The sequence below is a fragment of the Microcoleus sp. FACHB-SPT15 genome (assembly GCF_014849525.1).
Taxonomy (GTDB): Bacteria; Cyanobacteriota; Cyanobacteriia; order Cyanobacteriales; family Coleofasciculaceae; genus Symplocastrum; species Symplocastrum torsivum.
In genome coordinates this window covers 98,465-124,234 of sequence record NZ_JACJNU010000029.1, presented here as the reverse complement: position 1 = coordinate 124,234, position 25,770 = coordinate 98,465, and the positions used below count along the sequence as shown (strand labels likewise).

Below are 25,770 nucleotides of genomic sequence, written 5' to 3'. Positions count from 1 at the left end.
AGATTTAGTGGATGAGACAAAATTTCAAGGTTGAACAAGGTTTATGGGAGAACAGAAAAAGATTGGCATTCTGACCAGTGGTGGAGATTGTGCTGGTTTGAATGCGGTGATTCGGGCGGTAACTCAGCGTGCTGTGGGTACTTACAACTGGGAAGTGCTGGGGATTTGTCGCGCAACTAACGGGTTAATGCATCGTCCCCCGCAAGTGATTACGCTTGCTCCGGATAATGTCGATGCACTCCTAACGAAGGGTGGAACTGTGTTGGGAACAACGAATAAGGGCAACCCGTTTGCTTTTCCGATGCCAGATGGTACATTACGCGATCGCTCTGATGACATTATTGAGGGATACCACCAACTTGGTCTTGATGCCTTGATTGGGATTGGGGGAGATGGTAGTTTAGCGATTCTCCGGAAAATTGCTCTGCAAGGCAATCTTAATTTTGTTGCCATTCCCAAAACGATTGACAATGACGTTGGAGTTACAGAACGTTCAATTGGGTTTGATACGGCAGTTAATATCGCAACAGAAGCGCTCGATCGCCTACACTTTACTGCCGCTAGCCATGATCGCGTAATGATTCTGGAAGTGATGGGTCGAGATGCGGGTCACATTGCAATTTCTGCGGGGATTGCAGGAGGCGCTGATGTTATCCTGATCCCGGAAATTCCTTATACGCTCGAAAATGTCTGCCGCAAAATTAAAGAGCGTCAGGAGCGAGGTCAGCACTTCAGTGTTGTGATTGTATCTGAGGCAGTTTGCACGGAAGCGGGTGAGGTGGTGACAAATAGCGATCGCTTTGGTGGATGTCGTTTAGGCGGTATTGGTCAATATCTTGCTGACCGGATTTCTGCTAGTAGTGGTGCGGAAACACGGGTTACTGTTTTGGGACATATACAGCGTGGGGGAATTCCGTCACCGCTTGACCGTTTACTAGCATCCGCCTTTGGTGTTGCTGCCGTTGATTTAATTGCCGCAGGACAATATGACCAGATCGTAACCTGGCAAAACCGTCAGGTGGTCAATGTGCCGATTGAGTCAGCGATTAGCAAATACCAAGCTGTGGATGCCAACAGCACCCTAGTTAAAACGGCTAGAGGTTTGGGTATCTGTCTAGGCGATTGACCCGTCTCCCTGAATTTTAAGTAATTAAGTGACGAGTGGTGACGTGATTCACGCCGACAACTCGTCCCTTATCTACCCTAATTGCTCAGGAAAGACAAAACTTAGCCGTGCCGCGTCACGGCTAGGGTCAGCTTTTGGTTCTATCTATTGTGCAGATAGACACCCATTAATGACATCAAATGCTTGTTTAGAAACGATTATTTCGCTTTGCACCGCCGCCGCCGTCGCGACTATTCTCCTCTTTTGGTCTAGCTTTGTTCACTCTCAACTGGCGTCCCATCCACTCGGCACCATCTAGTTCAGAGATGGCAGCGTCTTCTTGGGCATCTTCTGTCATTTCAACAAAGGCAAATCCGCGCATCCGACCCGTTTCACGATCTGTAGGTAACACAACTCGCTTAACAGTGCCATACTCGGCGAATACTGAGCTTAAGTCGTCTTCGGTAGCTTGGTAAGACAGGTTTCCAACGTAAATGGTCATGTCGATCGATAAAGCTGAACGAGGAACTAAAGTTCAGAAAGGCAGACTCGAATTAGAGGATGTAGGTTGCTCACAATCTTGTCTGATTGACCGATGGTAATTCTTTAGGGTAAGCAACCACGAAGCAATTCCCCAAAGGGTATCGCCTCGGAATGGCGATCGCAAAACCATAAACTGAACCAAAGGTAGAACTGAACTTGTACATATCGTATTATCATATCCTACTGTTTTGGTTCATAAGTGTTATCTACTTCACATATGCGATAACACAAAAGTGCAATGGGGTCTACTGCTGATTCAGTAAACCCCATAGTTTTGTCCTATTTAGCTAAATTGAGCCTTAATCAATCGAAATTGATTGAGGTCCAGTAGTTTTGCCATTATCACTGCTAGTAGTTGTAGCTGTGTAGCTACTAACGCCAGCTTGCTGATCTAACCAGCTTTTCACTGGGTCATCTGAAAGATTGAGGCGAAATACTCCAGAAAAGAATCCGCCCAAGAAAGCAACAGGCTGTTGGGTCAGTTCTTTCAAAATTGGTGTTAGTTCAGTGAGGAACATTTATGTATCTCCTTGTTGCTGCCGCTTTTTGCTTACTGATTCTTCTGGCATCCTAGCGTGTCTTTTGCTTAGCAGCCTACTGTGGACTCTAAACAGACTTCTGCTCTGGATATAGACACTTATCTGAGTCACATCCGGCTGGGCCTGCTTCTAAGAAATCACCTGAAAGGAGGCTATCCCGCCCCGCTTCACTATCGTAGCGACTCAATGCTAGATGAAAATCGCTCGTTTTGCGCCTATGTTCTACTTCCTGCATAAACTGCTCATACTGTTGACGCGCTATCGGTTCAAACGGCAAACGTGGGAAGGTTTGATGATCATCAAAGCGTGATAGAAGTGCTGCGGAAATATAGCCTTCATCGCCTTTGATTGCTTCATAAATCCGAATCCCAAGGTCATCTATCTCGTTTTCGCGCAGCTCGATTGTCGCACTTGTATTGTGTGAACAATAGAATTTCTGGACTTGCATGTAAAAATCCATCTGTGCGATCGCACTAAACTGAGAAATGTCAATTTCATCAGCTCCTGGTAAATCAGCCCAAGGTACAGCAACCGGAATTTCTACAAGCCATTCAGTGCATCTTGGATCAAAGGGATCGTTTAGAAGATTCCCTTGCTCATCTTTGTCAGACTGAGACGGAATAACGTTGTAACCGTAGTCAATACAAGCTAGGGCTACAGGGTCATTCTTCCTGAATGTAATCCGACGTAGGAAACGTTGTGCCTTCGGAGGGTGCCAGCCAGGGGAAGCACTTGTCAGTAGAGATTTTGTACCGCTAGGCTGAACTGTAGTGCAACGATTTGGACGTTTCAAGGAATGGCGATCGCAATAATCCCACACTACCCGTTGCACAATGTTTTTCCAGCGAGTCAGGTATTCCTGCTCCTGTCGCTTAAACTCCAATCCTACCGACGTTTCTAGCCGTCCAGCTTCCCACCAGCGCAACCAATCAACGCCAAAGGCATTCACGAAAAAGTCAAATAAGCCAGTGAAGGAGACACCGACGATTGGATCAAGTTCTCGTGACTTTCGGTAGCGTTCTTCAACAAATTCGTGATTTAGCAGTCCCGCTACAGATAGCGCTCCAGCCGTGAACGCCTCCTCTTGTTCTTTGTAGTTCTGTGGATCGATTAGGTTGAGATGAATTTCAGCTAGATTGCAATGAAAATTCGAGCCGATGATTTCCAGTTTTGTTACCCTAAAGGCTTTTTATCCCTTAGTTCTACAGGTTCCGATTCCCTGTAGCTCGGCGTACATTTTCTTCCTAAGTAAGGAAGCCCCGCACTCTTGGAGCTACACTTTTCGTGTAGGAGGTGTTACCTCGGATTATATTCTTTGAAGATTGTGTCTTTTAAAAGTCCTTCAAAAGGCAAATACTACCTGTTGCTTTCATAACACAATATTACAAAGGTTCACCCTCTACGCTCTACGGTGTCAAAGGCTTTTTAATTCCTTTAATTACCTCGGTATTAGCAGACTGCTAAGTTGGCAAATCATTCTATACAAATCTCTGTCTTTTTCCTCGGAATGAAATCACCTACATCAAAGTATATTTAAGCAAGTTGATTTACCGAATTTAGCCAGTCATATCTCAGCATCTACCGATTTTACAGGGTTTTTAACGTGAGGCAAAATTACTTATTACCACACGGGTTAAGCCCAACACGAGCTAACCGATGCTCTAATTCATCAGGAGCAAGATCAGGATATTGCTCTTGCAACCATTGTTTTGCTGTTCCTTGTTCGTAAGATTTTAGAAAATCTTTTCTTAGCTCTTGAGTCGGCAGCAAGTCACAATTGGCTCTGGCTACTGCCTCCCCAGCCCATTGAATTGCACCCTCGCCTGAATAATACTGTTTTCTAACAGCTTCTATACATTCTTCTAAGGTCGGCTTATGGTGATAGACGCGGGAGTGGTTAGCCATCCGCAGTGCATCGCGTTCTGGATCAATACGCCAATTGCCATTTTCATCTTGCTGCCAAAGATTAGTCTTTGCATTCGCGCCTAGTTCATCGTTAGCATCGAACTGGCGCATTCCGGCGCTTCTGCGTATATTTCCAGCTACTATTGTGACTGCAGCTTCATCAATTAATAAACAGCATTCAACTGAATTTAATTGTCTTCCTATGGCTTTATTGAGAATTGAAGCGCAACGCTGATAAAGTTCGGGCAGTTTAACAGGATTGGCAACGCCACCAAAGCCTTTTAAGCGTTCTCCTACAGCACGGACATCACTGAGGTTAATTAATACGTTTACTTCACCTGAAAAACGCTCATCTGTAGCTAATTCCAGCAAGGTTTGATAAGACTGAACCCAACCTTGGCGAGAGTCTCCTACGTGAATGGTGACTTGGCTTCCCTCCATCTTTACGTCTGTCTGTTCACGACGCTCTTGAACTGGGGTAGACCCAATTTCACCTTGTAAGGTTATCGTCAGTTGGTTACGAATGAGTGGGAGTTGGTTAATGTACTTTGGTTCAAGTACCGCACCCGTACCACACCCCATCATCGCCAGATCCATCATTAAGCCAAAGGCACGCCAGTCTACTGCATTAGTGCTGGTGCAGTTGTAGGCTCCTGAGAAGTTCTCTTTTCTTTCGATCCATTCGGTGCCACCAACCCACATCCAGCGCCCGGACGGGAGGCTTTTGATCTGGCTCATCATTCGGTGTAGAAGGGTGACTTCACGCTCACTCAACTTGCCGAGTTTAGCCAGACCTTGGGTTGTGCGATCGCATACTTCCTCCCAAGTCTCGCGCCCTGTTTGTGTGCGGCGGCTGTAAGTTCTGAAGAATACTGGATTAGCAGCAGGTGCTGTTTCTGGGAAATCGCGCTTTTGGCGCTCCCGTTCAAGCTCTCGAACCATAGTTAGAATCTGTTGTCGGTTTAGCTAAACCCTGACTATACGCGATGTTAGATATGGGGGCAAATATTGAAAAATCAAAGGATTTGCGCTATGTGTAGAGCTGTAACCTACACCACCAAATGCCTCTTGCTCCTTGGCGATCGCTACTAGCCCGTGCGCTCCACAAAAACCGCAAACTGCCCTACGCCCGCTACTTTCAACTGGCAACGCTTCGTGCAGATGGGCGTCCTGCTAACCGTACTGTGGTCTTTCGCGGGTTTTTAGACGACACTAACCAACTCAAAATTATTACGGATTCCCGTAGCCAGAAAGCAGACCAAATTGATGACCAGCCTTGGGGAGAAGCTTGTTGGTATTTTCCTGAAAGTCGAGAACAATTTCGTTTGGCGGGTCAACTAACTCTGGTTAGGGTAAATCATCCAGACCAAGCCTTACAAGCTGCCCGTAAAACTACTTGGCAAGAGCTTTCTGACCCAGCGCGTCTACAATTTGCGTGGCCTCATCCTGGTGAAGCTAGAACAGAAAATAACGGTGCCTTTTCGCCACCGCCACCTGACCCAGAGCAGCCACTCCCGAATTTTTGCTTGTTGTTGCTAGAACCTATAGAGGTAGACCACTTGGAGTTACGAGGCGACCCACAAAACCGATGGCTTTACTACCGAAACAGTTCTAATGAATGGTCTAAACAAGCGGTCAATCCGTGAGTCGCTAAATACCAGCACCATCAAAAAACTGCTGAATGACTTGATCACTAATATGGCAACTCTTAGCTACCTGCTCAGCCGCATCTGGAGAATCCATCTTGGAAGAGACAGCCTGAAGTTGGGGCATTGTTGAAGACGGTTGCTCTATCAAATCCTGTACTTGTTGTTCTAGTGCCTCAATACGGTCTACTAAAGCGCGAATTACTGTTGCTTCTGAATCAGGTAAGCTACCGTGTTCCAGTGGGTTAACTCGCACACCAGAGCGATAGACAATTCTGCCAGGTACACCAACCACTGTGCAATTAGAAGGAACATCGCGCAACACGACTGAGCCAGCACCAATGCGAACATTGTTGCCGATTTGGATATTGCCTAGAACCTTAGCACCAGCGCCAACGACGACATTCTCTCCTAGTGTAGGATGCCGCTTACCCCCCTCTTTACCCGTACCCCCCAGAGTAACGCCTTGGTAAATCAGGGCATAGTCTCCAATCATTGCTGTTTCGCCAATGACAACGCCCATACCGTGGTCAATAAAAACACCTCTCCCAATCGTTGCTCCAGGGTGAATTTCGATACCCGTCAAAAAGCGAGAGAACTGGGAGATTAAGCGAGGAATGAAAGGAATTCCTACAATGTGAAGCCAATGACAGATACGGTGGAACAGTAGAGCCTGTAAACCGGGATAGCAAAACAAAACCTCTAGCCAGTTACGGGCAGCCGGGTCACGCTCAAAGATGATACGGAAGTCAGTAAGAAGCGCAGATAGCACAGCAGGTTACCTAGCGAATGGTAAAACAAGTCACAAACTATCTTAACTTCCCTACTCACGCACAGTTATGGTGTAATCCAGCCTTTGTCCTGACTCAAAGGAACCAACCCAAATCCGGTATGTGCCTGCTGACCAGTTTGACCCTTGCACACTGGCATCTTTACTGGAACCTGTATCATCCCCACAGCGAACGCTCTGGTCATTTGGACCTTGAACCACTAAGGTTGTATCCTTTCCGCCCGTGTTGACGAGTACGCTGAGGTTTGAGAAGTCTTGCTGCAAGACCATAATGTGATCAGGTGTAGGGTCACCAAAACCGATACAAGGTTTATTGTTGCGATCGCTATTAGCAATTGATGATAATGAGTAGCCACCACCCGTATAACCAGTAACCTGTCCTGCTCCTTTGGGAAAACCAGGTGCTAATGTCAGATTATCGAAATTTGCAGCCTGGGATAATACGGGTGTAGCGCTTAAGGCTGCGATCAATGCGATGACACCTCCGCCATATAACCGTTGCATATCCTTGACCCTCCTAGAAATACTGGGAATTAGTTCTCTCCCCAGTTGAGTACGGAATACAGATGAGACTGTCTACTATTGTCTTATCTAAATTAAGGCACTTACGAAGCAACAGAAGTGACACTCTGCTGTCTGCCACATTACTTTTTCGGTTCTGATGCTTGTTTTGGAGGAATTATGTCCCTCATTATCTTGATTACACTACTGCTATGGAGTAGTTGGTTCTTTTCAGAAGTTCTCGTCTTTGTTCCCCTGAGCCTTCTGCATTCATTAAAGCCCTTCACCTCATTGAGCTTAGTAATTGCCTTGCTGGCTTTCTTATGGTGCTTTGGGGGAGAATGACTCCTCAGATCGTTACCTAGGCACATCGCTTTGAAACGGTAGCCTGGTTACTCAGCCTATATCTCCAAAGATAGGTGTTTGCATAGCTGATAAAATGTAAAATTCCCAGGACTTGTAATTTAAGTTAAAAGTACTACAATAAGCAAAGCATTAGTAATTCATTAATATGTCAGCTCGTCTACTTAATGCTTTACGTAGTGCAATGGAACTTATGATTACTTAACAACGTCCCATGGGGTGTAAGTAAGTTGTTGTAGGTAAAGCGGAAAGATTACTTCCAAGCATAGCGAAGATTTCTAAAAGTCTAATTTGTCGCTCCCAGACGTAAGAATTTATAGTCTTAAATCTTATTAACCAGATATAAGGCTAATTTTCTAATGAGAACAAACGCTTCTATCGCTTATTTATCTGATAGCTAGTTGTTCGTTTGTCAAACGGCTTGTAATTGCTTGCAGGAGATTGAATTGCCAATCCAAGCAATTTACTTTAAGAAAAAAGTTTATTCAGTTACTAAGGAGAAACGAATGCTGAGAACTTTTGTGGACAGAATTAAGCCCCTTGATAGTAACAATCTCAAGACTATATTCTCCAATGTAGAGGTTAGCCAGAGCCGTTTGTTAATTGTACAGTACGCGGGAGATTACCGTGAAGCTGTTGAACGATTTGATCAGGGTGGAGACGAAACGTATTACGCCCAAAGATACAGTGTGGATGCCGTTGCTGACATCGGCGGACAAATCCAGGAAGCAGCAGTTCTTTGTTGTCTGACAGAAGAAGCCTACAATGAGGTTCTTTCTAACAAGGTTCGTGCAATCGGTGCAGGATTTAAAGGAGAGCTTCAAATCAAGAAGCTAATAGAACTGATTGAAGAGTATAATCCGACTCATTTAATTCTCCGTACACCCCTTAGAGAGGTTCTTCGTTGGGCGATTCAACATAATGTCAAAACACTAGCATTATTAGCAGATTCTTTTTCAACCAAGGGTGTTCGGAGCAAGTTACGGAACTACTGGTTGGCTAATTTATTGAATAGTAAGCAAATCGAATGGGTAAGTAATCATGGGGTTAATTCATCCAGATTACTTCAGGATATAGGAGTCAATCCCGACAAGATAGTTCCTTGGGATTATATCTATGAAGTGACACCTGACTCCTTTTTGCCGAAGACTATTCCAGCAGATGTCAAGACTAGGAATTTAGTTTATGTTGGTTCGATTAGAGAATCAAAAGGGATTGGTGATGTTTTAGGCGCGATCGCTAACTTAAAAGCGAAGAACTTATCCGTAAACCTGAAAGTAGCAGGTGGAGGTGAACTTGAATTCTTTAATAACAAAGTTAAAGAGTTGCAAATAGAAGATTGTATAGAGTTCTTGGGATTGATACAGAATAAGGCAGTGGTACCTCTAATGAGAGAGGCTGATATTGTATTAATTCCTAGCCGACATGAATATCCTGAAGGATTTCCTCTAACTATTTATGAGGCTCTTTGCTCCCGAACTCCGATTGTTGCTTCAGATCACCCAATGTTCGTACAGAGTCTAAAGCATGAAATCAATGCAATGATTTTTCCTGCTGGTAATTCTGTTGCCTTAGCGGAATGCCTAGAAAAACTGCTTTCAGATCCAGCACTTTACCATCAGCTTTCTGCAAGATCTTATGAAACCTGGAAGCAATTACAAATCCCCGTAAAATGGGCTGATTTAATTAAATGCTGGCTCTTTGACTCGTCAGAAGATCGGCAATGGTTATTTAACCATCGGCTTTCTTCGGGGATTTACCGAGACAATTAGGTAAGTAAGCTTTCCTCTTCTAGGGCAATGAGTTTAAGGCAACACCAGCAAACGCTTATCCTACTCGACTGAGCTGTTATTGAAGCTTTCTGAAACTTGAGTAAAAAATTGGGATAGCTTTACTTCATCCAGTTTTCCATTGGTGCGGACACCATTGCAAACATCCACACCAAACGGTTCTACCTGTCGAATAGCAGCGATAACGTTATCCGGATTGAGTCCTCCTGCTAAGAAAATGGGCACATCAACTCGCTCTCGGATGCGTCGGCTGATTTCCCAATCGTGGATTCGTCCTGTACCACCAAGTTCTTTAATCACCAAAGATTGATCTCCAGAATCCAATAAAATCCCGTGAACGTGAGGCGCTACCGCAACTGCCTCTTCGATTGATTCTGAACCTGTGACGTGAATTACCTGGATAATCGCAATTCCTGGTAATGCCTGACGTAAATCCTCATATTTGCTCAATTCGAGCTGATCGCAAATCTGAATCGTATTTACGCCCAAGCGTCGTTGCTGGGCAATGATTGCGAGTGGTTCTACTTTACTCGTTAGCAAAAACGAAGACACAGTAGGTGGCACACTTGCTGCTACTTGGGCAATCAGCCCTTCCGAAATTACTCCTGGCCCACTCGGCATTTCGGAAACTAAGCCTAATGCCGCTGCACCGTAATGAATTGCTAGCTTAGCTTCTTCAACACTGCCAATGCAGCAAATTTTCACTCTCGGTCTTTTTGTAGATTCCATTACAATCGGCACGTTGAATTGGATGACGTTATAGCAATCAGCAGTCAGCTTTCAGTGGTCAGCGTTGGGTCAAATCGGCTCACTTTTAGGGAACGCTCTTCTCCCGTTAATGTCCTAACATTCGTGGCTACTGCTATACATCGTTGTGGTGAGTAACCCTTGAGCAAAAGTATTGGCTATGACTCGTTCGCATTATGTAACTGGAAAAACAGTTTGCTGTGTTGAACGCCATTGTCGATACCGTAGCTACTAATACTTAGCGATCGCAAATGCTCAAATAACGGCTTTGCCACGAGTTCCACGACTTGAACAATTGGTAGTTGACGCTTGATCAACGTCTCTCCCTGTGCCCAGTCAAGATACAGATAGCCATCATTTTGTTCAGGTAAAGGTGCGATCGCATTTTTGAATTTGTCACTCTTTACCAACGAATTCTCCAACCCTTGCAGCGCTTCATCCATTGCCTCAATAGAGCTAGTGAAAACCTCATAATTCCCAACAGCCGTGTGGACACCACGGACTTGTGCCTCTAGCTTCAGCAAATTGTCATCTTTCTCCGTGATAGCTGAGGTTGTGAGAAGTTTTGTCCAAGCCGTGATTATCTTATCTCCTAGAGGTAAACTTCCGGTACTAAGTCCTTGCTGCTTCGCTACAGCGTCTAGATGCTCAATTGATTCCTCCGCTGTTGTACCAGGCACTTTTTGGGCAACAAAAATCCAATCTGGATTATCTCTGTCAGGACGGGGTAGCAGGGACAAGGCATATTCCCCTTGTACCCAACTGAAAATATCTTCCGGTAATTGAATACCCCAACGCGACTGCAAACTGGCAATGGGTTGGTCAAGTAGTGACTTCAGGGTGTCATCATCCCCTCGTGCCGTGGAGAGGCGATTCCAGAATTGGTTTAAATCAGTACCAGCGATCGCTAAGCTACTTTCAGCCGGGATGTACTGCAATGCCTCTACTGGCTTAGAAAGGGTAGGACTTTGACTCTCCTCACTTGGCTGGCTTCCCAGTAATGCGGTTTGTGCCAGTAAGCCTTGACGGTTCAATGACAAAGCGATCGCTACTGTATCAGACGCTTGGAAGGACTCTTGTGTGGGTATCGGTTGATTAGAAATCCAGGCAGCTAACGCCGGAAGATTGACAAAGCTAAAACCAATCCGAGGTTCATTCAAGCTTTGTAACACTTGTTGGTATTCAGGGTCATCCTCCAGGTTAAGGTTTGCCGCTTGGACGTTATTGAGGGCATTACGCAACACTTTCGGGTGATTGGCAAACAGTACAAAGCGATCGCCTACTACAGCACTTGTCCAAACCGGGGGAGTCGGGGTTTGATTGGAACCCCCAATCGGTGCGATGGGACGTTTGTAAGTTAGGTTGACACCTTTGTACTGTTCAAAGACTAAATCCTCTGTCCCTGCAATCGCTTGTTTGGAATAAAACAGTTGTAGAAATTCGCGGGCTTTTTGAGCGTCTTTGGTTGTGACGGCAACCAAATACCCAGGCTGGGCAGCATTCTCTTGATTACGGTCAAAATCTAAAGATGTGACAGCGAATGTTATCTCATCCCCAATCCAGGGTTGGATATCCCGTCGATAGTTGATATCTGTATTGGCGAGTAAACTCTCTTCGATCTGGTTTAATTCAGCACGCGATCGCCGTCGGTTTTCCGGGCGGGCAACCAGTTGCCGAAAGGCCTCCAATCGGTCTGGATTCACAAGCAATGATGCCATGAGCGGTGCCTGTTTTGGCACAAATATTGCGGCTGTTGGGGTTGTCACTGTCCCACCCCGCAGTATGTTCAACGGGCTTTGGGAGGTTAACCAAAAAAAGCCAACGGCAGCAACGAATAGCAGCGCAACAGTACCCGCTGCCAAGGCATAAAAAAATGAACGTAGCTTCATTGTGAATTCCGAGCGCGTCTTTGGAGCGATTGACCGAGAAAGAGTACCAATTCCACGCCTATTATATGCTGCCCTTGAATACCTCTGGTTTAAAAATAGGGATTGGGGATTGGGAATGAGACTTTTTATGCAACCCTTGTGTGCTTCAAGCGAATGCAGCTTAGCTTAAAGATAGGGAGTTGGTAATTGAATTGCTTAGAGGGGTCAGTTATGTCTCTATTTGGGTACTCTTGCCGCTTTCTGTTGGTATTCACCTGTAGACTCACAACGAAATTCATCTAATGGCACATCAATTTTCTACTCAAGCTGTTCCCAAAATTAGCGTTGAACAACTGGCAATGCGTATAGCTGAATCTCCTGAAGGTCTTCAGCTAATCGATGTCCGAGAAGAACAGGAAATCGAAATTGCACATCTCGATGGCTTCGAGAATCTCCCTTTGAGTGACTTTGCTGACTGGTCAGATCATATTCACACTCGCTTTGACCCAAACGCCGAGACACTGGTACTCTGTCATCATGGCGTGCGCTCAGCTCAGATGTGCCGCTGGTTGATGAGTCAGGGATTTACGAATGTCAAAAATATCGTAGGGGGCATTGATGCCTACTCGCTGCTTGTTGATTCGAGTATTCCTCAGTACTAGTGGAGAAAGACTACAACCCACTGCCACTGCCATTCTTCTGCTATCTTAAAGCCAATAGTAATTTAGATAACAGTGCCACCGCTTTTTACTCCGTAGTCCAAATCCCGTGTTTGATAATTTTTCTACTAAGAGAGATGCTAGACGTTCTTTTGGGCTGCACTTTACTTGCCTCATACCCAGACTTTACTCCGGATGGGAGTCTGCCGAGTCAGTAGTTCATCTTAATCCAATCAATCATTAGCTTCTGTTTAAAATTCGATTAAAATCAACTTTTGTTCAAAATGTCTCTGCAAGTGAGTCTGACTAATCGACAGCAACAGATTCTTTGGGCAACCATCCGTCACTACATCGCGACAGCCGAACCAGTGGGTTCCAAAGCTTTGGCAGCAGAGTATGACTTGAGTGTCAGCCCTGCTACTATTCGCTCTTGCATGGGCTTTCTGGAAAAATCGGGGTTGTTGTATCAGCCTCATACCTCTGCCGGACGGGTTCCCTCTGATTCTGGCTACCGCATTTATGTTGACCAGCTAATCAAACCTTCTGATGCTTTGGGGCGTCAAGTTGAGCATTTACTCACCGACAATTTAAAGAGCGAAGATCCAAGCTTTGAGAAGCTCTTACGAGATGCGGCGCAAATTCTTGCGGCTGTCAGTGGATACATTGCTTTAATTACGATGCCTCAAACTAGAACTACACGCTTGCGACATTTGCAGCTGGTGCAGGTAGAGCAAGGGCGAGTGATGTTGATTGTGGTAACAGATTCTTATGAAACGCAGTCTGTATTGATGGAACTACCCCAATCAAAGGATGAGGCTCAAGTGGATGGGTCGATTGTAGAGCGGGAGTTACAGATTTTATCCAACTTTTTGAATAGTAAGCTACGGGAGCGATCGCTTAGTGAACTGGCTACGCTGGATTGGAGTGAGTTAGATCGGGAATTTGCTCGATATGCAGATTTCTTAAGAACGTTGCTAGCCGAGGTAACTCGCCGTGCCAAAGCACCTGTTCCTACACCAATCATGGTTCGTGGCATTTCAGAAGTGTTGCGCCAGCCAGAATTTTCGGAGTTGCAGCAAGTCAAGATGCTGCTGCACTTATTGGAAGAGGAACAGGAGCAACTTTGGCCTGTAATCTTTGAATTACCGGAGACACTGGGATCGGAGCGTCGGGTGACGGTGCGAATTGGTTCAGAAAATCAGTTGGAACCCATGCGTACCTGCGCGTTGGTCTGTGCTACCTATCGGCAAGGTGAACAACCTGTCGGCAGTGTGGGCATTTTGGGACCAACTCGAATGATTTATGAAAATGCGATCGCTTTGGTGGAAACGGCGGCTGATTACTTGACTGATGCTTTGAGTCAACCGGCTTAGCTTGACTTTTAAGAAGACTGGGACTTTGAAGGAATAAAATTCAGCTAGAAATTTCTGCCCGAAATTGATTCATGATTTGATCGAGTCCCACTGAACGCGAGGCTTTGAACAAAAAGCGATCGCCTGGTTGTACTATTTCCTTCAAACGCCTGATAAGGGCATCTCGGTTGTCAAAACATTCAGTTTGCAGTGTTGTGGTGCCGGAAGCGATCGCTTTTGCTTCTGGGTCATCGACCACAATCAGCAAGGCATCGAGATTGAGTTTCTCTGCTGTATTGCCAACCTGCTGATGTAGTTCAGGCGATCGCTCTCCTAATTCCTTCATCGTGCCTAGCACGGCAATATGTCGATTCCCTGGGGTTTCTGCCAACAGATGTAGCGCGGCTATCATTGATTCCAATCCAGCATTATACGTTTCATCGAGAATCACAATATCGTTAGGCAAGTCGTAGCGTTGCGATCGCCCTGTTGGCAGTTCCACGGCTAACCCCTTTGTTAGACCTTTCCAGCCAATCTGGAGCAGTTTCGCGACCGCTAGCGCCCCTAGATAGTTTAGGGCGTTGTGGCGACCTGCAAGAGGCAGAGGAAGCCGCATTTCCTCAACCCTGAGTGTTTCTGAATCAATCAGTTGCCCTTGTAAATCACCAGCTTCCAACCCGTAGGTAAAGGTTTGCCCTTGCCAAACTGTTGCGGCGGTTTCAATTAAGCGTTGGTCATCGTGATTGAGAACCGCAACACCAGTGGCAGGCATTTCGGCTAACAACTCACATTTTGCTTGGGCGATCGCTTCTACAGAACCCAAAAGTCCGATATGAGCGGTTCCTACATTTGTAATAACGCTGACTGTGGGACGGGCAATCTGACTCAATAGCGCAATCTGCCCTGAACCCCGCATCGCCATTTCGATTACGGCGTAGTCATGCTCTGCTCCCAATTCCAGCAACGTTTTAGGCACACCGATTTCATTGTTGTAGTTTGCCTGTGTCTTGAGGACGTTGCCTTTGGTTGATAAAACTGCGGCGATTAGTTCCTTGGTTGTTGTTTTACCGACAGAACCCGTTACAGCAATGATGGGGATATCAAACTGATCACGCCACCACCGAGCAATTTGCTGGTAAGCCTGAAGTGTGTCTTCTACCTGTAATTGGGGAATGCCATCAAGCTGAGTCCCGGCGCGACGGTCACTGACTACTGCGATCGCGCCTTTCTCAATAGCCACTCCTGCAAAGTCATGCCCATCAAACTTTTCTCCGCGCAGGGCAACAAACACATGACCCGGTTGGAGGCTGCGAGTATCAGTTGTAATCCCCGTACAGCAAGCCAAAGCCACTTCCTCTGATAGATTCACTGGCGTTGCTGCGAGGATGTCAACTAACTGAGTCACCGAAATCTGACAAGGCATAAGTCTATCTCCCCTAATTTGACAAAATTATGCTTTGCTTGAGTAAGGTTTGGTAGTACATAGTCTAAAGAGGCTAAGAGGTTACTTCACTGAATCTTTACAAAGTGCCGTATATCTACGCATCCCAATGAAGACTTGGTCAAGATATGCTTTTCCTTGGATAGATTATCTTAATTTAGTAAGTCGTTGATTATACCCACATAAATCAGAGAAATAATCTATGATTAATCTAAATTTTAAGTATCTACCTAAGGAGCAGGTCAAGTTTAAATTTGAATCTTCTCGACAAAACTCCTGTTATTAGCCCTAGCATTTGCGTGTAAGGGGGCACACTAAAGTGACTACTTGGACAGACACTGACATTCGACAAACTAGCCTAGAAGAGCAGCAACTGTACGATCATCTACTTTATTGTGTACAGGTAGAGTCATGTAGCCAGTTAATTGAGCGTTTCCAACGCCTTTTTTTGGATGGCGCAAGATATGTAGATCCGCAAATCTGGTTGTCATTGGAAAAGGTGGCAATGGACAAGCGGGCGGAGCAAGATTTCAGGTTTGTACTCAACCGATGCTGCCACATACTAATCAATCGCTGGCAGTTGAGTCCTCAACAACAAGGAGCGATTCCAGAGTTAGTCGCATTGTTTGAAAATCCGCCTGATCCGATGAAGGTGCAATCTCGTGGAGCAAGGCGTCTACGACAACTGGTGCAGCTTTTCACAGAGACAGAGCAGTATGTAACATTACAACGCTTGTCTCGCGTGATGAGTGAGACGGCAGAAGTTAATAATTCCAAGGTAGTAGGAAACCTGATTCAGCGGTATCCCTACTTGTATGAACACTGCCTTCTCAGTGAAGACAGTAGTTACGAGCATCAGCAGACTGTCCGACACATTCAATCACGGGTTCAGCGGCGCTTTGAGTTTGATTTATCCCAATACGTTACCTATCAGGTGCGACGCGCTCAAGCCTTGCGTACACAGTCTGTAGAAACATTAGACAAAATTATTCAGCCAGTCAGAAATCCTACACTATTAAGCGATCGCGAGTTGGGGATAGCTCTTAAGCAGTTTGTTGGCAAAGTCCAAGGTTCTGATACCTATCGGGATATTGCCCAAAGCTTCCTGACTCACACTAGCCAGACAGTTTCCTACAAAGAGTTTAAAAATGATTTGTATGAGTACCTGACGGCTTCGATTGACCCTGCCTATGGGAAGCGCCAGTTTAACGATCGACTGTACACTCATCTAAAAAACACTCTACCAGTTAGCGATTCCCAAAAGCCAAGTGAATTCCTGATTGTACGAACTTGCAGCCAACTCTTAAACTTCTTAGTAGTGGAGAGTCCTCAGCGACCTAACCACTTTGTTTTTGTCGATTTGATTACTAACCTAGGCGCAACCCTAACCACTTGCTTGTTACTCAAGATTGTGTTGTTGTGTCGCAAAGTCAAGCCCTACTTGGAAAAGCGCTTTTCCATTTTGTTTAACCACTACGAGACTTCGGCGAGAGACGGCGTACCCTGGTTAATCAAATCTCTGGAAAACTTGAATATAGCGCTGAGTGTCCACTTTGGGTCAGCTGACCTTTCTTGCCTGAATCAAATTATGTAAGTGGTTGGTTATTAGTTGTCAGTTGTTCGTTGTTATTGGTTTTTTGACCACTGAACATTGTTCGCGATCCTATTTAGGTATTAATCTCTATACTGCGACTATTGTAGAGACTCATCGCCTTTTCAACCCCTTGCCTGAGAGCAAGTTCTACGGCATCAACTACGACTTGGAGAACCTCTGACATCAACTGGGTTTCTTGAGGTGAAAACTTCCCTAGAACGTGAGATACAGTATCTTTGTCTGTGCCCGACTTACCGATACCAATCCGCAGACGAGGGAAATTTTGAGTACCAAGATGTGCAATCGCAGACTTCATCCCATTGTGCCCTCCTGCTGAACCTGAAAGACGTAGACGCAGACGTCCGACTGGTAAATCCATATCGTCATAGATGATTAGTACTGACTCAGGTGGCAGCTTATACCAATCTGTCGCGGCACGAATCGCTTGCCCAGAACGGTTCATATAGGTAAGTGGCTTGAGCAAACGTAATTTGTCTCCCCTGCTTGCTTGCCCTTCCCCAAACAGTGCTTGAAACCGACGATTTTCATTCCAAGAAATCTGTGACCTCTTCGCTAGGGCATCAACAGCATCAAAGCCAATATTGTGCCGCGTTTTCTCATACTTCGGCTCTGGATTCCCCAAACCTACAATCAGCTGAGGAATAACCAAAGTAGATTGGGTAGATTGTGAGGTAGCTTCTGTCATAGGTTTCTACTGGCATTAAGGGCTGGTAACTAGCGATTGGGGGGCGGAAATAACTATCCAGTTAAAAAAGTTTAAAAAGCTTACGGTACAAGCAATATTCCTTCTGCATCCTGCATAAGAGCCTTCTGCCTTCTTGCACTAGCGACTGGGGGGTAGGGAGGTGGGGAGCTAGGAAGTTAGCATACATAAACTTTCGGAGTTTTTCACTTATCACTCCACCTCCCCTTCACCTCATCACTGAGAGCCTTTATTAGAAACCTCCCCTTGAGAAACCCCCTAATCCCCAGTCCCTAACTTAGGCAGGATGCTGAAACAGGGATTCCAAATAGACACGCGCACAAGCGCGATAGCTCTGGGAGGCTTCTGGTGTCTTACTACTCCCATTTTGGAGCAAAAACAGCGACAATGCTGCCGCAAAAACTCGATCTTGATCCCAGCTAGGATGGGTTTCCAGGTAGCGCTTAAGGGATTCGTGCAGGTCTTCAGGGATTTCTGCCAGGATGCTAACGGTTGCGTTCATATATATTTAACTCTCGTTTCGTGCGTGTTGGGACAATGCAAACCTTGCTTTCAGCGCCGGAGAGGAACCGGCTTTCCAACTGAAAGCTTGCGACAAATGAACTTGGAAAAAGCACCCACTTCTACCGCCGCGATCGCTTTTCTCAATTCAAAACTTTTATGGGTTGGTCGCACCATTGTCGGCTGAGATGGGGTGGGGTTGTCAATGCTGCGAAATATTACAACCCCTCGCAAACCTTCAAAATTGCCACGAAAGAATCAGGGTTAAAACCCGATTTCTGTTACATAACTTTACAAGAACTCAGTCCACCTTGACCTTTAGAGATTCACTTGAGGAAATCCCCAGTAAGACTGGAACTCCCGATCCTACCGTTTACACTTGTGGAAAACTCGTGGGAATCTGTGGAAAACTTTGAAAGGCTGTGTGGAAACGCTGGGGAATCTGTGGGGAAAAGTAGCGCGAAAGATAAGAATTGCAAACAGTTCAGGAGGAAGATGGGGAAAACGGCTCAAAAACTTGCTCTGTCTAGCTCTCAGAAAGAAACAGGGAAAAGGAACCAATTGCCCGTTTGCCCCTTCGCCTTTTCCCTTTCTCTCTCAGCGAATCAGTACGCATCCTTGAGTGCAACTCAGTATCAAGCAACCGAATGAACGTCTACTGGCAACGTGTGGCCCAAAACGGTAAACACTTGGCGTTGCTCAAATAACTCAACTAAGTCACTGTTAATTTTGTTTTTGGCAGCTTCCTGTCGCAGAATGTGGAGAACGGTGTTCACAGGTAACCGACGCTTATAAGGGCGATCACTAGCCGTGAGAGCATCATAAATATCCGAGATCGTGAGAATCTGGCTTTGGATAGGAATTTCGTCTTGTTTCAAGCCTTGGGGGTAGCCACTACCATCTAGCTTCTCATGATGGCCGTAGGCGATCGCAGGAACGCCTTTGAGGTGCTTCGTCCAAGGAATCCGCTCCAGAAAGTGGTAAGTATGAGTAACGTGTGATTCAATATCCAAGCGTTCTTGCGGTGTTAAATTCCCTCTAGGTATTAACAATTGCTCCATCTCAGCTTGAGAAATCAAGGGTTTAGTTTCCCCATCAACGTCTCGATAGGTGTATTGTGACAAAGCGGCTAGTTGAGCCGAAGTTTCTTCAGAAAAAGCTTGAAATTCTCTTGTCAGCAAAACATCAGGTTCATTAAGTTCTTGTAGTAGCTCCCAATAGTAATTTAGAGTTTCAATCGTTTGAGCTAGCTGGGTATCAATTTTTTCTAACTTCTCACAGTGGGAACAGCCAGAGGAAGACGAGTCATCCTGATGGGTGTGGCTAGGGTGTTCAACTAGATACTTGAATTTTGTTTGAGCGCATTCCATTTCTAAGGTGCGCTGTGCCAAAGCAAAGCGGTGACGAATGACTTCTAGCTGTGAAGGATAAAGTTTTTTCTGCTTACCTAAAATTGCTTCGGGAATGCCAACTTTGCCGAAGTCGTGCAATAGTGCTGCATAGCGAACTTCTTGAATTTGGCGATCGCTAAAATAAATTGACCGCAATGGCCCAACATTAATAGCACTTGCCTCTTGACTCAAGCGCACAGTCAAGTCAGCGACTCGTTCCGAGTGACCAGAGGTTGTTGGATCTCGTGCCTCAATAATCTGAACCGACGCTTTTACAAACCCTTCAAACAGATTTTCAATACTCTTTTGCAAGTGGTTACGTTCAATTGAAATGGCGGCTTGAGAAGCAAGCGATCGCACAATGCGTTCTTCCCACTCTGTATAAGGCTGAGTTACCTCCATTGCATTCTGTTGTGTCAAAACAATATCGGATTTTACCTTCCGGTTAATTAGCTGTAGGACACCGATAATTTCCCTATCTTGATCTTGCATCGGCAGCACTAATACCGAACAGGTACGATAAGGCATACTAGTATCAAAGCTCCGATCCAACTGGTAAGGCACATCCGATGGCAATTGATAGGCATCTGGCAGATTTAAGCTTTCACCTGTCAGCGCTACATACCCCGCTAGACTTTTTTTAGTCAGAGGCATCGCAAATTCCTGAAAGGAATCTCTCGGTAGAGAATCATTCTGCGCGACCTTGAAGAGCAACTTTGGAATTACATTACTACGGTCTATCAGATAAACGCTACCTGCGTCACTACAAGTAATTTCCCTACTTTTGGATAAAATTAGATGCAATAATTCATCTAAATTGTTGCTGCTCGAAAGCGCTGTACCAATGGCTAATAGCTGCTCAATCAGTTCAGCCTTTTCAGTGGACACTTCTAGAAGTTCTTGGCTTTCAAGGGACATGCTCAAGGGTTTGGAGGCTATCATGAATGTTTGACAAATAAATCAAAATTACGTGGACTCATGGCTGGTCAAAGCCACCTCAGATGCAACCCTTAATTGACCTATTCGTTAGCGTCTCGTTGATCTATAGCAAAAACAAGTGTGAGGTCGCTCTGACCTTTCTGCTCTCTTCATGCACCCAGAGCTAGCCAAGTCATTGGCAATACTTTTATTGTTGACCTTAGTCTGAGTCTTAATACTTACTTTTTAGAAAACTTGATTAATACTTTACACAAGTGATGCGATCTTAGCGTGCTAGCAAGCTGCTTCTTGATGAAGATTTTGCATCTCTTTTGCGGGGAAGTTGCGGAAATATTGCAGCAGACAACGCTTATCTTATCAGAACTGCGTGGTTCAAGATGAAACTCTTCTGGTGAGGAGTCAGAACCTTTTTAAGGAGATACAGAGAAACTCCTGCTCTACCTGATACAATACGTTACAAATCTTAATTTACTAAATCTGCTATGAATCCTGAACCCTTTGTGAATCCTCCCGTATACACCATAATCATGGTGACTAATTTCTTTGCGATCGCCTTTGGGTTCATTTTCAAAGATATGTTGGAATACCAGGTGGCTAAGTGGGATACCAACCGTCAGTCAGAGAAACAAATTACTTACGATACTCTGAATATAAGAACAGCTTATATAGGAATGTGTACTTTTCTAAGTCTATTTATGGGAGCAAGCCTGTCGGTGTTTGGTCTTACCTCCTGGCTAAGCTATGCGATTGGGGCAGTTATTGTCTTGCTACCAGCTTTGCTTGTCTGGGTGCAGTTGGGTTCAATGCTCAGTCTACTGGTCAGTGGCGGCTCCGAGGCAGTAGACATTGACTCCTATGGTGCTGGACAGAAATTCGATCTACAGGCTCCGAAACCAAGTAAGTAATCCGTTGTTTTTAGTTCTCCGCTTGCCACTATAAAAGCGAAGGTAGCACGGCCGTGCTACCTCAGAACTTTTCAAATCGATTTGTAGTTAACGCTTCCATCTAGCTAAGGGAGGCAGCGAGTACGGGTTTGAGACTCCTCCCAAAGCTTGAGCAAGAAAAATTCAACAGCATAGCTCATGGAGGTGACGAAGATACCTGTTTCACCATCAGAGTCTGAAGTCATCCAAGTTCCTTGGAGGCTAACTTCAATATACTCAGCATCGCAAATCGATAAAGCGATCGCATCTTCTCCTTCCCGCATCCTTTCAAGATGATTGAGCTGAGGTAAGTCAGATGGAAGCAGGAACGAGGCAGTGCTGGGTTCGACGCAGAGGCTGGAAGCCGCTCTCAGCGCCAGAATCACTCGCGTTGTCACCCATTCCTCCAAGGACTGAGACAAACGCTCCAGAGAAAAGCCGTTTTCTGTATAAGTGAGTTTCAGCATCAGCTATGAATCTCCTGCTAGTCCAGGTTTACTTGCTGTTCGCGCCAGAACTGTTCCGCAAAGGCAACAGTCGGGTGCATTGGGGCTTTGGGCTTGGTGCGTAGTGTCATTCCCGCTTGGATTGGGGTGCAATTGCCTTTAAGGCTATTACACCGTTCGCAGGCTATAACTACGTTGTCCCAACTGTGTTTTCCGCCTTTTGAGCGGGGAAGAACGTGATCGAGTGTTAACTGTTTCGTGCTACCGCAGTATTGGCAAGTATGCTTGTCCCGTCGTAAGACTTCTTTGCGATTCACTGGAGGAACTCTCCAAACCCGCTCAGCATCGGTAATCGTCAAACGAATCTGTTCGGGTACCAGCAGTACTACACTCGGCGAACGCACAAGGTAGCCTTTGCTATCGGTAAAATCTAGCGGTTCGGCTTTCCTCATTACGAGAAGCGCGATCGCTCGTTTGATGTTGACCCGACTGACTGGCAGGTAGTTCTTGGAGAACACCACCACTGATTGCCTTAACACTTCAGTTGCACTCGTCACGGTTTGACTCCTCATACATCAAAACCCCCGCTTCTTTTAGTTAGGAGCGGGGGTTGAAAAAACTTAAATAGGGTCTTCTCGTCCTATGTCGGTAAGGCGATTTTGTGCCTGTACCTCCCGCTGCGTTTATCTATTTGTCCATCAAATGCCCCTAAATTACGGGCATCTTTATTAAATTGATCTCCAATCTTTTCTGTCCGCTGGGCACTTGAGCCATATCTGCCCTCAAACAAAAACTCCACCGACATTCCTGCTGATTGCCAACCTCGGCGGCTAGCACTTTCAGGGCATGGGGTGGAGTGGGATAGATGAAGGCTCACAGAAGAGAAATTTGGTGAAGTGGATTTGAAAGCTGACTTTCTAAATACTACACTTGTATTACGAGCCTGTCCACAAATTGAGGAAAAAAAAATGATGATTCGTACTCTCGCCCGCACAGCAACGACCGACATGGAAGTAACCAGCATTCGTCTAGAGCGCGAATTGAAAGAGAAGCTTAAAGATCTCTCTGGCAACCAAGGATATCAAGCTCTGATACGAGATGTCCTCTGGAACTATGTGCAGCAAAAATCCGGTGATTATCGACCCGAATTTTCCCCGTCTGATATTCGAGCCAGCATGGAGGCAACGGCTCAGCAAGAAGAACGCTGCGTGCTGACGGGCAAGTTTATTCGACCGCAAGAGCAGATGTTATTGGGATTGACAACAAGCGGGGACATGGTTCCCCTCAGTGTGGAGAGCTTGTCGAACCAATAGCACTTCCACAAAGTACATTTCGTAGGGGCACTCCTTGCTGGGTGCCCTTACTGTATCCACCAACCCGAAATTGCGATCACTTCCCTTCAAAGAGTGTTAGACAAAGAGCGATCGCTCTTATCGTTGTCCAAGAGGGGAGGTGGGTGAAGCGTTAGGTATCCCGCAGGGAATCGCTATCTGCCAACAGTTAATTCTCAGGTAGGAGGATGCCAGTTGCTTTCAATCCACAGTGCCCGTGCTTCAACTACATAATCATTGTTAAGCCTCAGGGCAATAACCGTTGCTCGACCTGTTGGAGTTAAACCTACAATATGAGTCCCTCCATTCGCCCAGGTAAAATGCTCTGTCCAAGACTGCTGGCGAGGATTGAAAAGAGGCACCAGGGTACTTGTCGCAGGATCGGGGGCGTGAGTTTTTGACCCCTTGAACTCATTACAGCGATAGCAGGCTGCTGCTATGTTTTCAGGTTCATCGCTGCCACCTGCAACTTGAGGCAGAATATGATCCATTACCAATGGCATCCCAGTTAACTTGGATGATGTCTTGCAGTACTCACAGCGATAATTGGCTGCTGCACAAATCTGCTGACGAACCTTGTCGGAAATTGCCATTGCTACACGGGCAATTCATTCAAAGACGGTATTCGGTGTCCTCGCCATCGCAACACAGCCCAAGCATAAGCTTTGCGTAACATTAAGCGATCAACAGATGAGCGCAATTCACTCAACTCTTGCCGTTCTTGTGGGCTAATTTCATCAGATTGGTTCTTTTCCAGCAAAGCAGTATGACGCGCTTGTTGTTCAGATTCTATCTGAGCTTGGGTAATTTCCAGAAGTTCATCAATGCTGAGAGTCTGCATCTGTAGGAGTTCAGCTTGCATTTCTGGTGGGGCGTTGTCAGGGGAGGGAGGTAAGTTACTCGTGATGCTTTGAGCAGCAAGGACTTCTAGCGGTTGAGAGGTTGCCTCAGCGATGCGAACCAACTGCTGAAAAACAGGATCGGACAATTCAACGGTGACTCTCTGCGTAGCCATTGCTCAGATTCTTGGCTAATTTACCTCACATCGTAGCAGCGATCGCTTTTATCGTTATCCAAGAGGGGAGATGCGAGCGCTGCCTCAGTCTATGTTAGAAGTCTTGATTCAATGCTGAGAATCATCTGGCTAATTGTCTATATCTGAGCTGAGGTTTTTCTCCTATTTAAATTCTGGTTTATCATTCAATTTTGTTAGGTCTACAGGCGGCTGTACAGCTTGTTCGATTAGTTTTTGCCAGTTTTTAGGTGGCTGTGCAGCTTGTTCCACTAGTTTTTGCCAGTCTTTAGGTGGCTGTGCAGCTTGTTCCATTAATTTTTGCCAATCTTCCCCCTTAAGCGATCGCTCCCGCACAGTTTGCCATCAACTCAGGCGCTGGCAAAGCCACAAAGCAAACAGAGGCAAAGCCAGTCGGTAGCCTTGTTCAGAACCATAAATCAAGCCTTTGTGCTGCAATCCCGCGATCGCACCTTGAAGACTTCCCCCTCTAGACAGGTAATGCTTGTTAATGTAATCTCGACTTTGCGGCTTGTCAGTAGGGTCTAACGCCAGAGACTCCAACAGATGCGCCTGATTAGCTGGAAGCAGCATCAGTAATGATTCAAAAACCATCGACAAGTCAGTTAGCAGTTCTTGAATTGCCTGCTCTACGTGTTCGTTGCGGATTAGCCCGTCAGAAACTCGGACTGATTTGAGACGTCGCACCAGTGCCGAAGCATCGCCTAAGTGTCCCTGTACCGCATTGACAAAGAGTTCCAGCGCTTGCGATCGCGGATCGAAGGTCAGCCCTTCGCCATGCAAAACTGCCTGAACCCATGCAGCGACTACATCGTCGGATAAGGGAGCCAACTGCACGGTTGCCAAGCTATTGCCGGGTTCATCAGGATGAAGACTAGTTTCTGCGATCGTTGCCACCAATACATAACTCACCAGAGTCTGACGCTCGATCTCTTTCCTCAAAAATTTTTCCCACACCCCATTGCGATCCCAAGAGCGGATGTGGGGGAAGCTTTCCAAAATCAGCACCACCCGTTCGCCCGAAGATTCAGCTAACCTTTGCAGGAGATTAAGTAATCCCTCAAATGCTCCCCATTGCTGCTCTGGGCTTTCTGCGCGAACAGGTTTCAGCCTCTGTCTGCCACTTCCTTCGTCTCTCAGGACAAATAATTCAGGTGCCTTACGTTCAATCCACTCTCGCATTAGAGCTTGAACCGTTGCACATTGAAACGTCTGGTCTATACTCTCGCACAGTAGTTGCACGAAGCGCTGACCATCGGTAACCCGGATGCAGTCAACCTCCAGGATTTTTACCCCAACTTCTTGAGCCGCCCGTCGTACCAGAGTCCGCCGTCCGCTTCCCGGCACTCCAACAATCAGCAAGTTGCCATCACGGGCTAGAACCTGTGTAATGCGTTGAAATTGCGCTTGCCGCCCGACCAATTGAAATGGTGCTGATAAATCCACAAGATTCACGGCTTTAGCGTCCCGCTCTGAAGTGTAGAAACCTTTCTGCGGCAAGCCTTCACTAGTTGGCAAGCCGCCAACGGTATCGGTGGGCGAGTCAGGGCTGAGGTTAGGCATTGATTTACTACGAATCGATTCTCTCATCCGGCTATTGTGTGTTTCATCCTACCGATCGCAAGCTCAAACCAACACC

Annotated in this window: 27 protein-coding genes; 8 read left to right on the top strand and 19 right to left on the bottom strand. The window is 46.0% G+C overall.

Annotated elements, in window-relative coordinates; genetic code table 11:
• The first annotated feature begins 43 nt into the window (after positions 1 to 43).
• Positions 44 to 1,126, top strand: coding sequence for an ATP-dependent 6-phosphofructokinase (locus H6F98_RS09790; RefSeq protein WP_192218480.1), 1,083 nt, complete (start codon positions 44 to 46; stop codon positions 1,124 to 1,126).
• Positions 1,127 to 1,313: 187 nt separating this feature from the next.
• Here H6F98_RS09790 and H6F98_RS09785 read toward each other — a convergent pair whose 3' ends face one another.
• From H6F98_RS09785 to nrdJ (H6F98_RS09770), 4 genes are all read right to left on the bottom strand, one after another.
• Positions 1,314 to 1,607 (bottom strand): RNA-binding protein, encoded by a 294-nt coding sequence (locus H6F98_RS09785; RefSeq protein WP_192218479.1) that lies wholly within the window; start codon positions 1,605 to 1,607, stop codon positions 1,314 to 1,316.
• A gap of 340 nt (positions 1,608 to 1,947) precedes the next feature.
• Positions 1,948 to 2,166 carry a hypothetical protein gene (locus H6F98_RS09780; RefSeq protein ID WP_192218478.1) on the bottom strand — a complete coding sequence of 73 codons (219 nt, stop codon included), beginning with the start codon at positions 2,164 to 2,166 and terminating at the stop codon, positions 1,948 to 1,950.
• Between the two features lie 88 nt (positions 2,167 to 2,254).
• A complete protein-coding gene (nrdJ, locus tag H6F98_RS09775; RefSeq protein ID WP_396811365.1) occupies positions 2,255 to 3,298 on the bottom strand; it encodes a ribonucleoside-triphosphate reductase, adenosylcobalamin-dependent in 1,044 nt (347 codons plus the stop codon).
• Between the two features lie 503 nt (positions 3,299 to 3,801).
• On the bottom strand, positions 3,802 to 5,034 hold the full coding sequence (nrdJ, locus tag H6F98_RS09770; RefSeq protein ID WP_192218477.1) for a ribonucleoside-triphosphate reductase, adenosylcobalamin-dependent: 1,233 nt from the start codon (positions 5,032 to 5,034) through the stop codon (positions 3,802 to 3,804).
• Positions 5,035 to 5,153: 119 nt separating this feature from the next.
• On the opposite strand from nrdJ (H6F98_RS09770), the gene H6F98_RS09765 reads away from it, so the two are divergent.
• Positions 5,154 to 5,738, top strand: a complete 585-nt coding sequence (locus H6F98_RS09765; RefSeq protein WP_192218476.1) for an Npun_F5749 family FMN-dependent PPOX-type flavoprotein — start codon at positions 5,154 to 5,156, stop codon at positions 5,736 to 5,738.
• A 4-nt stretch (positions 5,739 to 5,742) separates the two neighbouring features.
• On the opposite strand, the gene cysE is transcribed toward H6F98_RS09765, so the two are convergent.
• Both cysE and H6F98_RS09755 read right to left on the bottom strand, forming a co-directional pair.
• Positions 5,743 to 6,510: a serine O-acetyltransferase gene (cysE, locus tag H6F98_RS09760; protein ID WP_192218475.1), complete on the bottom strand. Its 768-nt coding sequence runs from the start codon at positions 6,508 to 6,510 to the stop codon at positions 5,743 to 5,745.
• Positions 6,511 to 6,561: 51 nt separating this feature from the next.
• Positions 6,562 to 7,032, bottom strand: coding sequence for a hypothetical protein (locus H6F98_RS09755; protein ID WP_192218474.1), 471 nt, complete (start codon positions 7,030 to 7,032; stop codon positions 6,562 to 6,564).
• Positions 7,033 to 7,898: 866 nt separating this feature from the next.
• Here H6F98_RS09755 and H6F98_RS09750 point away from each other — a divergent pair.
• Complete coding sequence (locus tag H6F98_RS09750) at positions 7,899 to 9,164, top strand: glycosyltransferase family 4 protein (RefSeq protein WP_192218473.1); 1,266 nt, start codon at positions 7,899 to 7,901, stop codon at positions 9,162 to 9,164.
• Positions 9,165 to 9,224: 60 nt separating this feature from the next.
• On the opposite strand, the gene H6F98_RS09745 is transcribed toward H6F98_RS09750, so the two are convergent.
• Positions 9,225 to 9,911, bottom strand: coding sequence for a phosphoribosylanthranilate isomerase (locus tag H6F98_RS09745; protein WP_192218472.1), 687 nt, complete (start codon positions 9,909 to 9,911; stop codon positions 9,225 to 9,227).
• 176 nt (positions 9,912 to 10,087) lie between these two features.
• The gene (locus H6F98_RS09740) at positions 10,088 to 11,818 is read right to left on the bottom strand and encodes a DUF3352 domain-containing protein (protein WP_192218471.1); all 1,731 of its coding nucleotides are present in this window, start codon (positions 11,816 to 11,818) and stop codon (positions 10,088 to 10,090) included.
• A 281-nt stretch (positions 11,819 to 12,099) separates the two neighbouring features.
• Here H6F98_RS09740 and H6F98_RS09735 point away from each other — a divergent pair, with 281 nt between their 5' ends.
• Together H6F98_RS09735 and hrcA are read left to right on the top strand one after the other, a co-directional pair.
• On the top strand, positions 12,100 to 12,459 hold the full coding sequence (locus tag H6F98_RS09735; protein ID WP_192218470.1) for a rhodanese-like domain-containing protein: 360 nt from the start codon (positions 12,100 to 12,102) through the stop codon (positions 12,457 to 12,459).
• Positions 12,460 to 12,746: 287 nt separating this feature from the next.
• Entirely contained in the window at positions 12,747 to 13,829 is a 1,083-nt protein-coding gene (gene hrcA, locus H6F98_RS09730; RefSeq protein ID WP_277927558.1) for a heat-inducible transcriptional repressor HrcA, read from the top strand.
• Between the two features lie 40 nt (positions 13,830 to 13,869).
• On the opposite strand, the gene murF is transcribed toward hrcA, so the two are convergent.
• Positions 13,870 to 15,231: a UDP-N-acetylmuramoyl-tripeptide--D-alanyl-D-alanine ligase gene (murF, locus tag H6F98_RS09725; RefSeq protein WP_192218468.1), complete on the bottom strand. Its 1,362-nt coding sequence runs from the start codon at positions 15,229 to 15,231 to the stop codon at positions 13,870 to 13,872.
• A 337-nt stretch (positions 15,232 to 15,568) separates the two neighbouring features.
• On the opposite strand from murF, the gene H6F98_RS09720 reads away from it, so the two are divergent.
• On the top strand, positions 15,569 to 16,843 hold the full coding sequence (locus H6F98_RS09720; protein WP_192218467.1) for a hypothetical protein: 1,275 nt from the start codon (positions 15,569 to 15,571) through the stop codon (positions 16,841 to 16,843).
• 73 nt (positions 16,844 to 16,916) lie between these two features.
• On the opposite strand, the gene pth is transcribed toward H6F98_RS09720, so the two are convergent.
• The 3 genes from pth to H6F98_RS09705 all read right to left on the bottom strand — a co-directional run bounded on the left by pth (position 16,917) and on the right by H6F98_RS09705 (position 20,401).
• Positions 16,917 to 17,549, bottom strand: a complete 633-nt coding sequence (pth, locus tag H6F98_RS09715; RefSeq protein ID WP_192218466.1) for an aminoacyl-tRNA hydrolase — start codon at positions 17,547 to 17,549, stop codon at positions 16,917 to 16,919.
• A gap of 295 nt (positions 17,550 to 17,844) precedes the next feature.
• Entirely contained in the window at positions 17,845 to 18,069 is a 225-nt protein-coding gene (locus H6F98_RS09710; RefSeq protein WP_192218465.1) for a DUF2811 domain-containing protein, read from the bottom strand.
• A gap of 634 nt (positions 18,070 to 18,703) precedes the next feature.
• Entirely contained in the window at positions 18,704 to 20,401 is a 1,698-nt protein-coding gene (locus tag H6F98_RS09705; RefSeq protein ID WP_242058458.1) for an HD family phosphohydrolase, read from the bottom strand.
• Between the two features lie 479 nt (positions 20,402 to 20,880).
• Here H6F98_RS09705 and H6F98_RS09700 point away from each other — a divergent pair, with 479 nt between their 5' ends.
• A complete protein-coding gene (locus H6F98_RS09700) occupies positions 20,881 to 21,303 on the top strand; it encodes a hypothetical protein (protein ID WP_192218464.1) in 423 nt (140 codons plus the stop codon).
• Between the two features lie 104 nt (positions 21,304 to 21,407).
• Here H6F98_RS09700 and H6F98_RS09695 read toward each other — a convergent pair whose 3' ends face one another.
• The 3 genes from H6F98_RS09695 to H6F98_RS09685 form a co-directional block, all read right to left on the bottom strand.
• Positions 21,408 to 21,788 (bottom strand): alr0857 family protein, encoded by a 381-nt coding sequence (locus H6F98_RS09695; RefSeq protein WP_192218463.1) that lies wholly within the window; start codon positions 21,786 to 21,788, stop codon positions 21,408 to 21,410.
• A 17-nt stretch (positions 21,789 to 21,805) separates the two neighbouring features.
• Positions 21,806 to 22,324 carry an HNH endonuclease gene (locus H6F98_RS09690; RefSeq protein WP_192218462.1) on the bottom strand — a complete coding sequence of 173 codons (519 nt, stop codon included), beginning with the start codon at positions 22,322 to 22,324 and terminating at the stop codon, positions 21,806 to 21,808.
• Positions 22,325 to 22,407: 83 nt separating this feature from the next.
• Positions 22,408 to 22,644, bottom strand: a complete 237-nt coding sequence (locus tag H6F98_RS09685) for a hypothetical protein (protein WP_192218461.1) — start codon at positions 22,642 to 22,644, stop codon at positions 22,408 to 22,410.
• A gap of 97 nt (positions 22,645 to 22,741) precedes the next feature.
• Between H6F98_RS09685 and H6F98_RS09680 the strand changes: the two genes are divergently transcribed.
• Positions 22,742 to 23,080 (top strand): hypothetical protein, encoded by a 339-nt coding sequence (locus tag H6F98_RS09680; protein WP_192218611.1) that lies wholly within the window; start codon positions 22,742 to 22,744, stop codon positions 23,078 to 23,080.
• A gap of 194 nt (positions 23,081 to 23,274) precedes the next feature.
• Here the strand turns inward: H6F98_RS09680 and H6F98_RS09675 are convergent, their stop codons facing one another.
• The 4 genes from H6F98_RS09675 to H6F98_RS09660 form a co-directional block, all read right to left on the bottom strand.
• Positions 23,275 to 23,691 carry an HNH endonuclease gene (locus H6F98_RS09675; RefSeq protein ID WP_192218460.1) on the bottom strand — a complete coding sequence of 139 codons (417 nt, stop codon included), beginning with the start codon at positions 23,689 to 23,691 and terminating at the stop codon, positions 23,275 to 23,277.
• Between the two features lie 2 nt (positions 23,692 to 23,693).
• Positions 23,694 to 24,113 carry a hypothetical protein gene (locus H6F98_RS09670; protein ID WP_192218459.1) on the bottom strand — a complete coding sequence of 140 codons (420 nt, stop codon included), beginning with the start codon at positions 24,111 to 24,113 and terminating at the stop codon, positions 23,694 to 23,696.
• A gap of 162 nt (positions 24,114 to 24,275) precedes the next feature.
• Positions 24,276 to 24,425 carry a hypothetical protein gene (locus H6F98_RS09665; RefSeq protein WP_192218458.1) on the bottom strand — a complete coding sequence of 50 codons (150 nt, stop codon included), beginning with the start codon at positions 24,423 to 24,425 and terminating at the stop codon, positions 24,276 to 24,278.
• A gap of 51 nt (positions 24,426 to 24,476) precedes the next feature.
• Positions 24,477 to 25,721 (bottom strand): ATP-binding protein, encoded by a 1,245-nt coding sequence (locus H6F98_RS09660; RefSeq protein WP_192218457.1) that lies wholly within the window; start codon positions 25,719 to 25,721, stop codon positions 24,477 to 24,479.
• Between the last annotated feature and the right edge of the window lie 49 nt (positions 25,722 to 25,770).

Excerpts from the sequence above, each read along its gene's own strand:
- H6F98_RS09790 (WP_192218480.1), top strand. The coding sequence starts at position 44 with ATGGGAGAACAGAAAAAGATTGGCATTCTGACCAGTGGTGGAGATTGT.
- H6F98_RS09785 (WP_192218479.1), bottom strand. The coding sequence starts at position 1,607 with ATGACCATTTACGTTGGAAACCTGTCTTACCAAGCTACCGAAGACGAC.
- H6F98_RS09780 (WP_192218478.1), bottom strand. The coding sequence starts at position 2,166 with ATGTTCCTCACTGAACTAACACCAATTTTGAAAGAACTGACCCAACAG.
- nrdJ (WP_192218477.1), bottom strand. The coding sequence starts at position 5,034 with ATGGTTCGAGAGCTTGAACGGGAGCGCCAAAAGCGCGATTTCCCAGAA.
- H6F98_RS09765 (WP_192218476.1), top strand. The coding sequence starts at position 5,154 with ATGCCTCTTGCTCCTTGGCGATCGCTACTAGCCCGTGCGCTCCACAAA.
- H6F98_RS09755 (WP_192218474.1), bottom strand. The coding sequence starts at position 7,032 with ATGCAACGGTTATATGGCGGAGGTGTCATCGCATTGATCGCAGCCTTA.
- H6F98_RS09750 (WP_192218473.1), top strand. The coding sequence starts at position 7,899 with ATGCTGAGAACTTTTGTGGACAGAATTAAGCCCCTTGATAGTAACAAT.
- H6F98_RS09745 (WP_192218472.1), bottom strand. The coding sequence starts at position 9,911 with ATGGAATCTACAAAAAGACCGAGAGTGAAAATTTGCTGCATTGGCAGT.
- H6F98_RS09740 (WP_192218471.1), bottom strand. The coding sequence starts at position 11,818 with ATGAAGCTACGTTCATTTTTTTATGCCTTGGCAGCGGGTACTGTTGCG.
- H6F98_RS09735 (WP_192218470.1), top strand. The coding sequence starts at position 12,100 with ATGGCACATCAATTTTCTACTCAAGCTGTTCCCAAAATTAGCGTTGAA.
- murF (WP_192218468.1), bottom strand. The coding sequence starts at position 15,231 with ATGCCTTGTCAGATTTCGGTGACTCAGTTAGTTGACATCCTCGCAGCA.
- pth (WP_192218466.1), bottom strand. The coding sequence starts at position 17,549 with ATGACAGAAGCTACCTCACAATCTACCCAATCTACTTTGGTTATTCCT.
- H6F98_RS09710 (WP_192218465.1), bottom strand. The coding sequence starts at position 18,069 with ATGAACGCAACCGTTAGCATCCTGGCAGAAATCCCTGAAGACCTGCAC.
- H6F98_RS09705 (WP_242058458.1), bottom strand. The coding sequence starts at position 20,401 with ATGATAGCCTCCAAACCCTTGAGCATGTCCCTTGAAAGCCAAGAACTT.
- H6F98_RS09700 (WP_192218464.1), top strand. The coding sequence starts at position 20,881 with ATGAATCCTGAACCCTTTGTGAATCCTCCCGTATACACCATAATCATG.
- H6F98_RS09695 (WP_192218463.1), bottom strand. The coding sequence starts at position 21,788 with ATGCTGAAACTCACTTATACAGAAAACGGCTTTTCTCTGGAGCGTTTG.
- H6F98_RS09675 (WP_192218460.1), bottom strand. The coding sequence starts at position 23,691 with ATGGCAATTTCCGACAAGGTTCGTCAGCAGATTTGTGCAGCAGCCAAT.
- H6F98_RS09670 (WP_192218459.1), bottom strand. The coding sequence starts at position 24,113 with ATGGCTACGCAGAGAGTCACCGTTGAATTGTCCGATCCTGTTTTTCAG.
- H6F98_RS09665 (WP_192218458.1), bottom strand. The coding sequence starts at position 24,425 with ATGGAACAAGCTGCACAGCCACCTAAAGACTGGCAAAAACTAGTGGAA.
- H6F98_RS09660 (WP_192218457.1), bottom strand. The coding sequence starts at position 25,721 with ATGAGAGAATCGATTCGTAGTAAATCAATGCCTAACCTCAGCCCTGAC.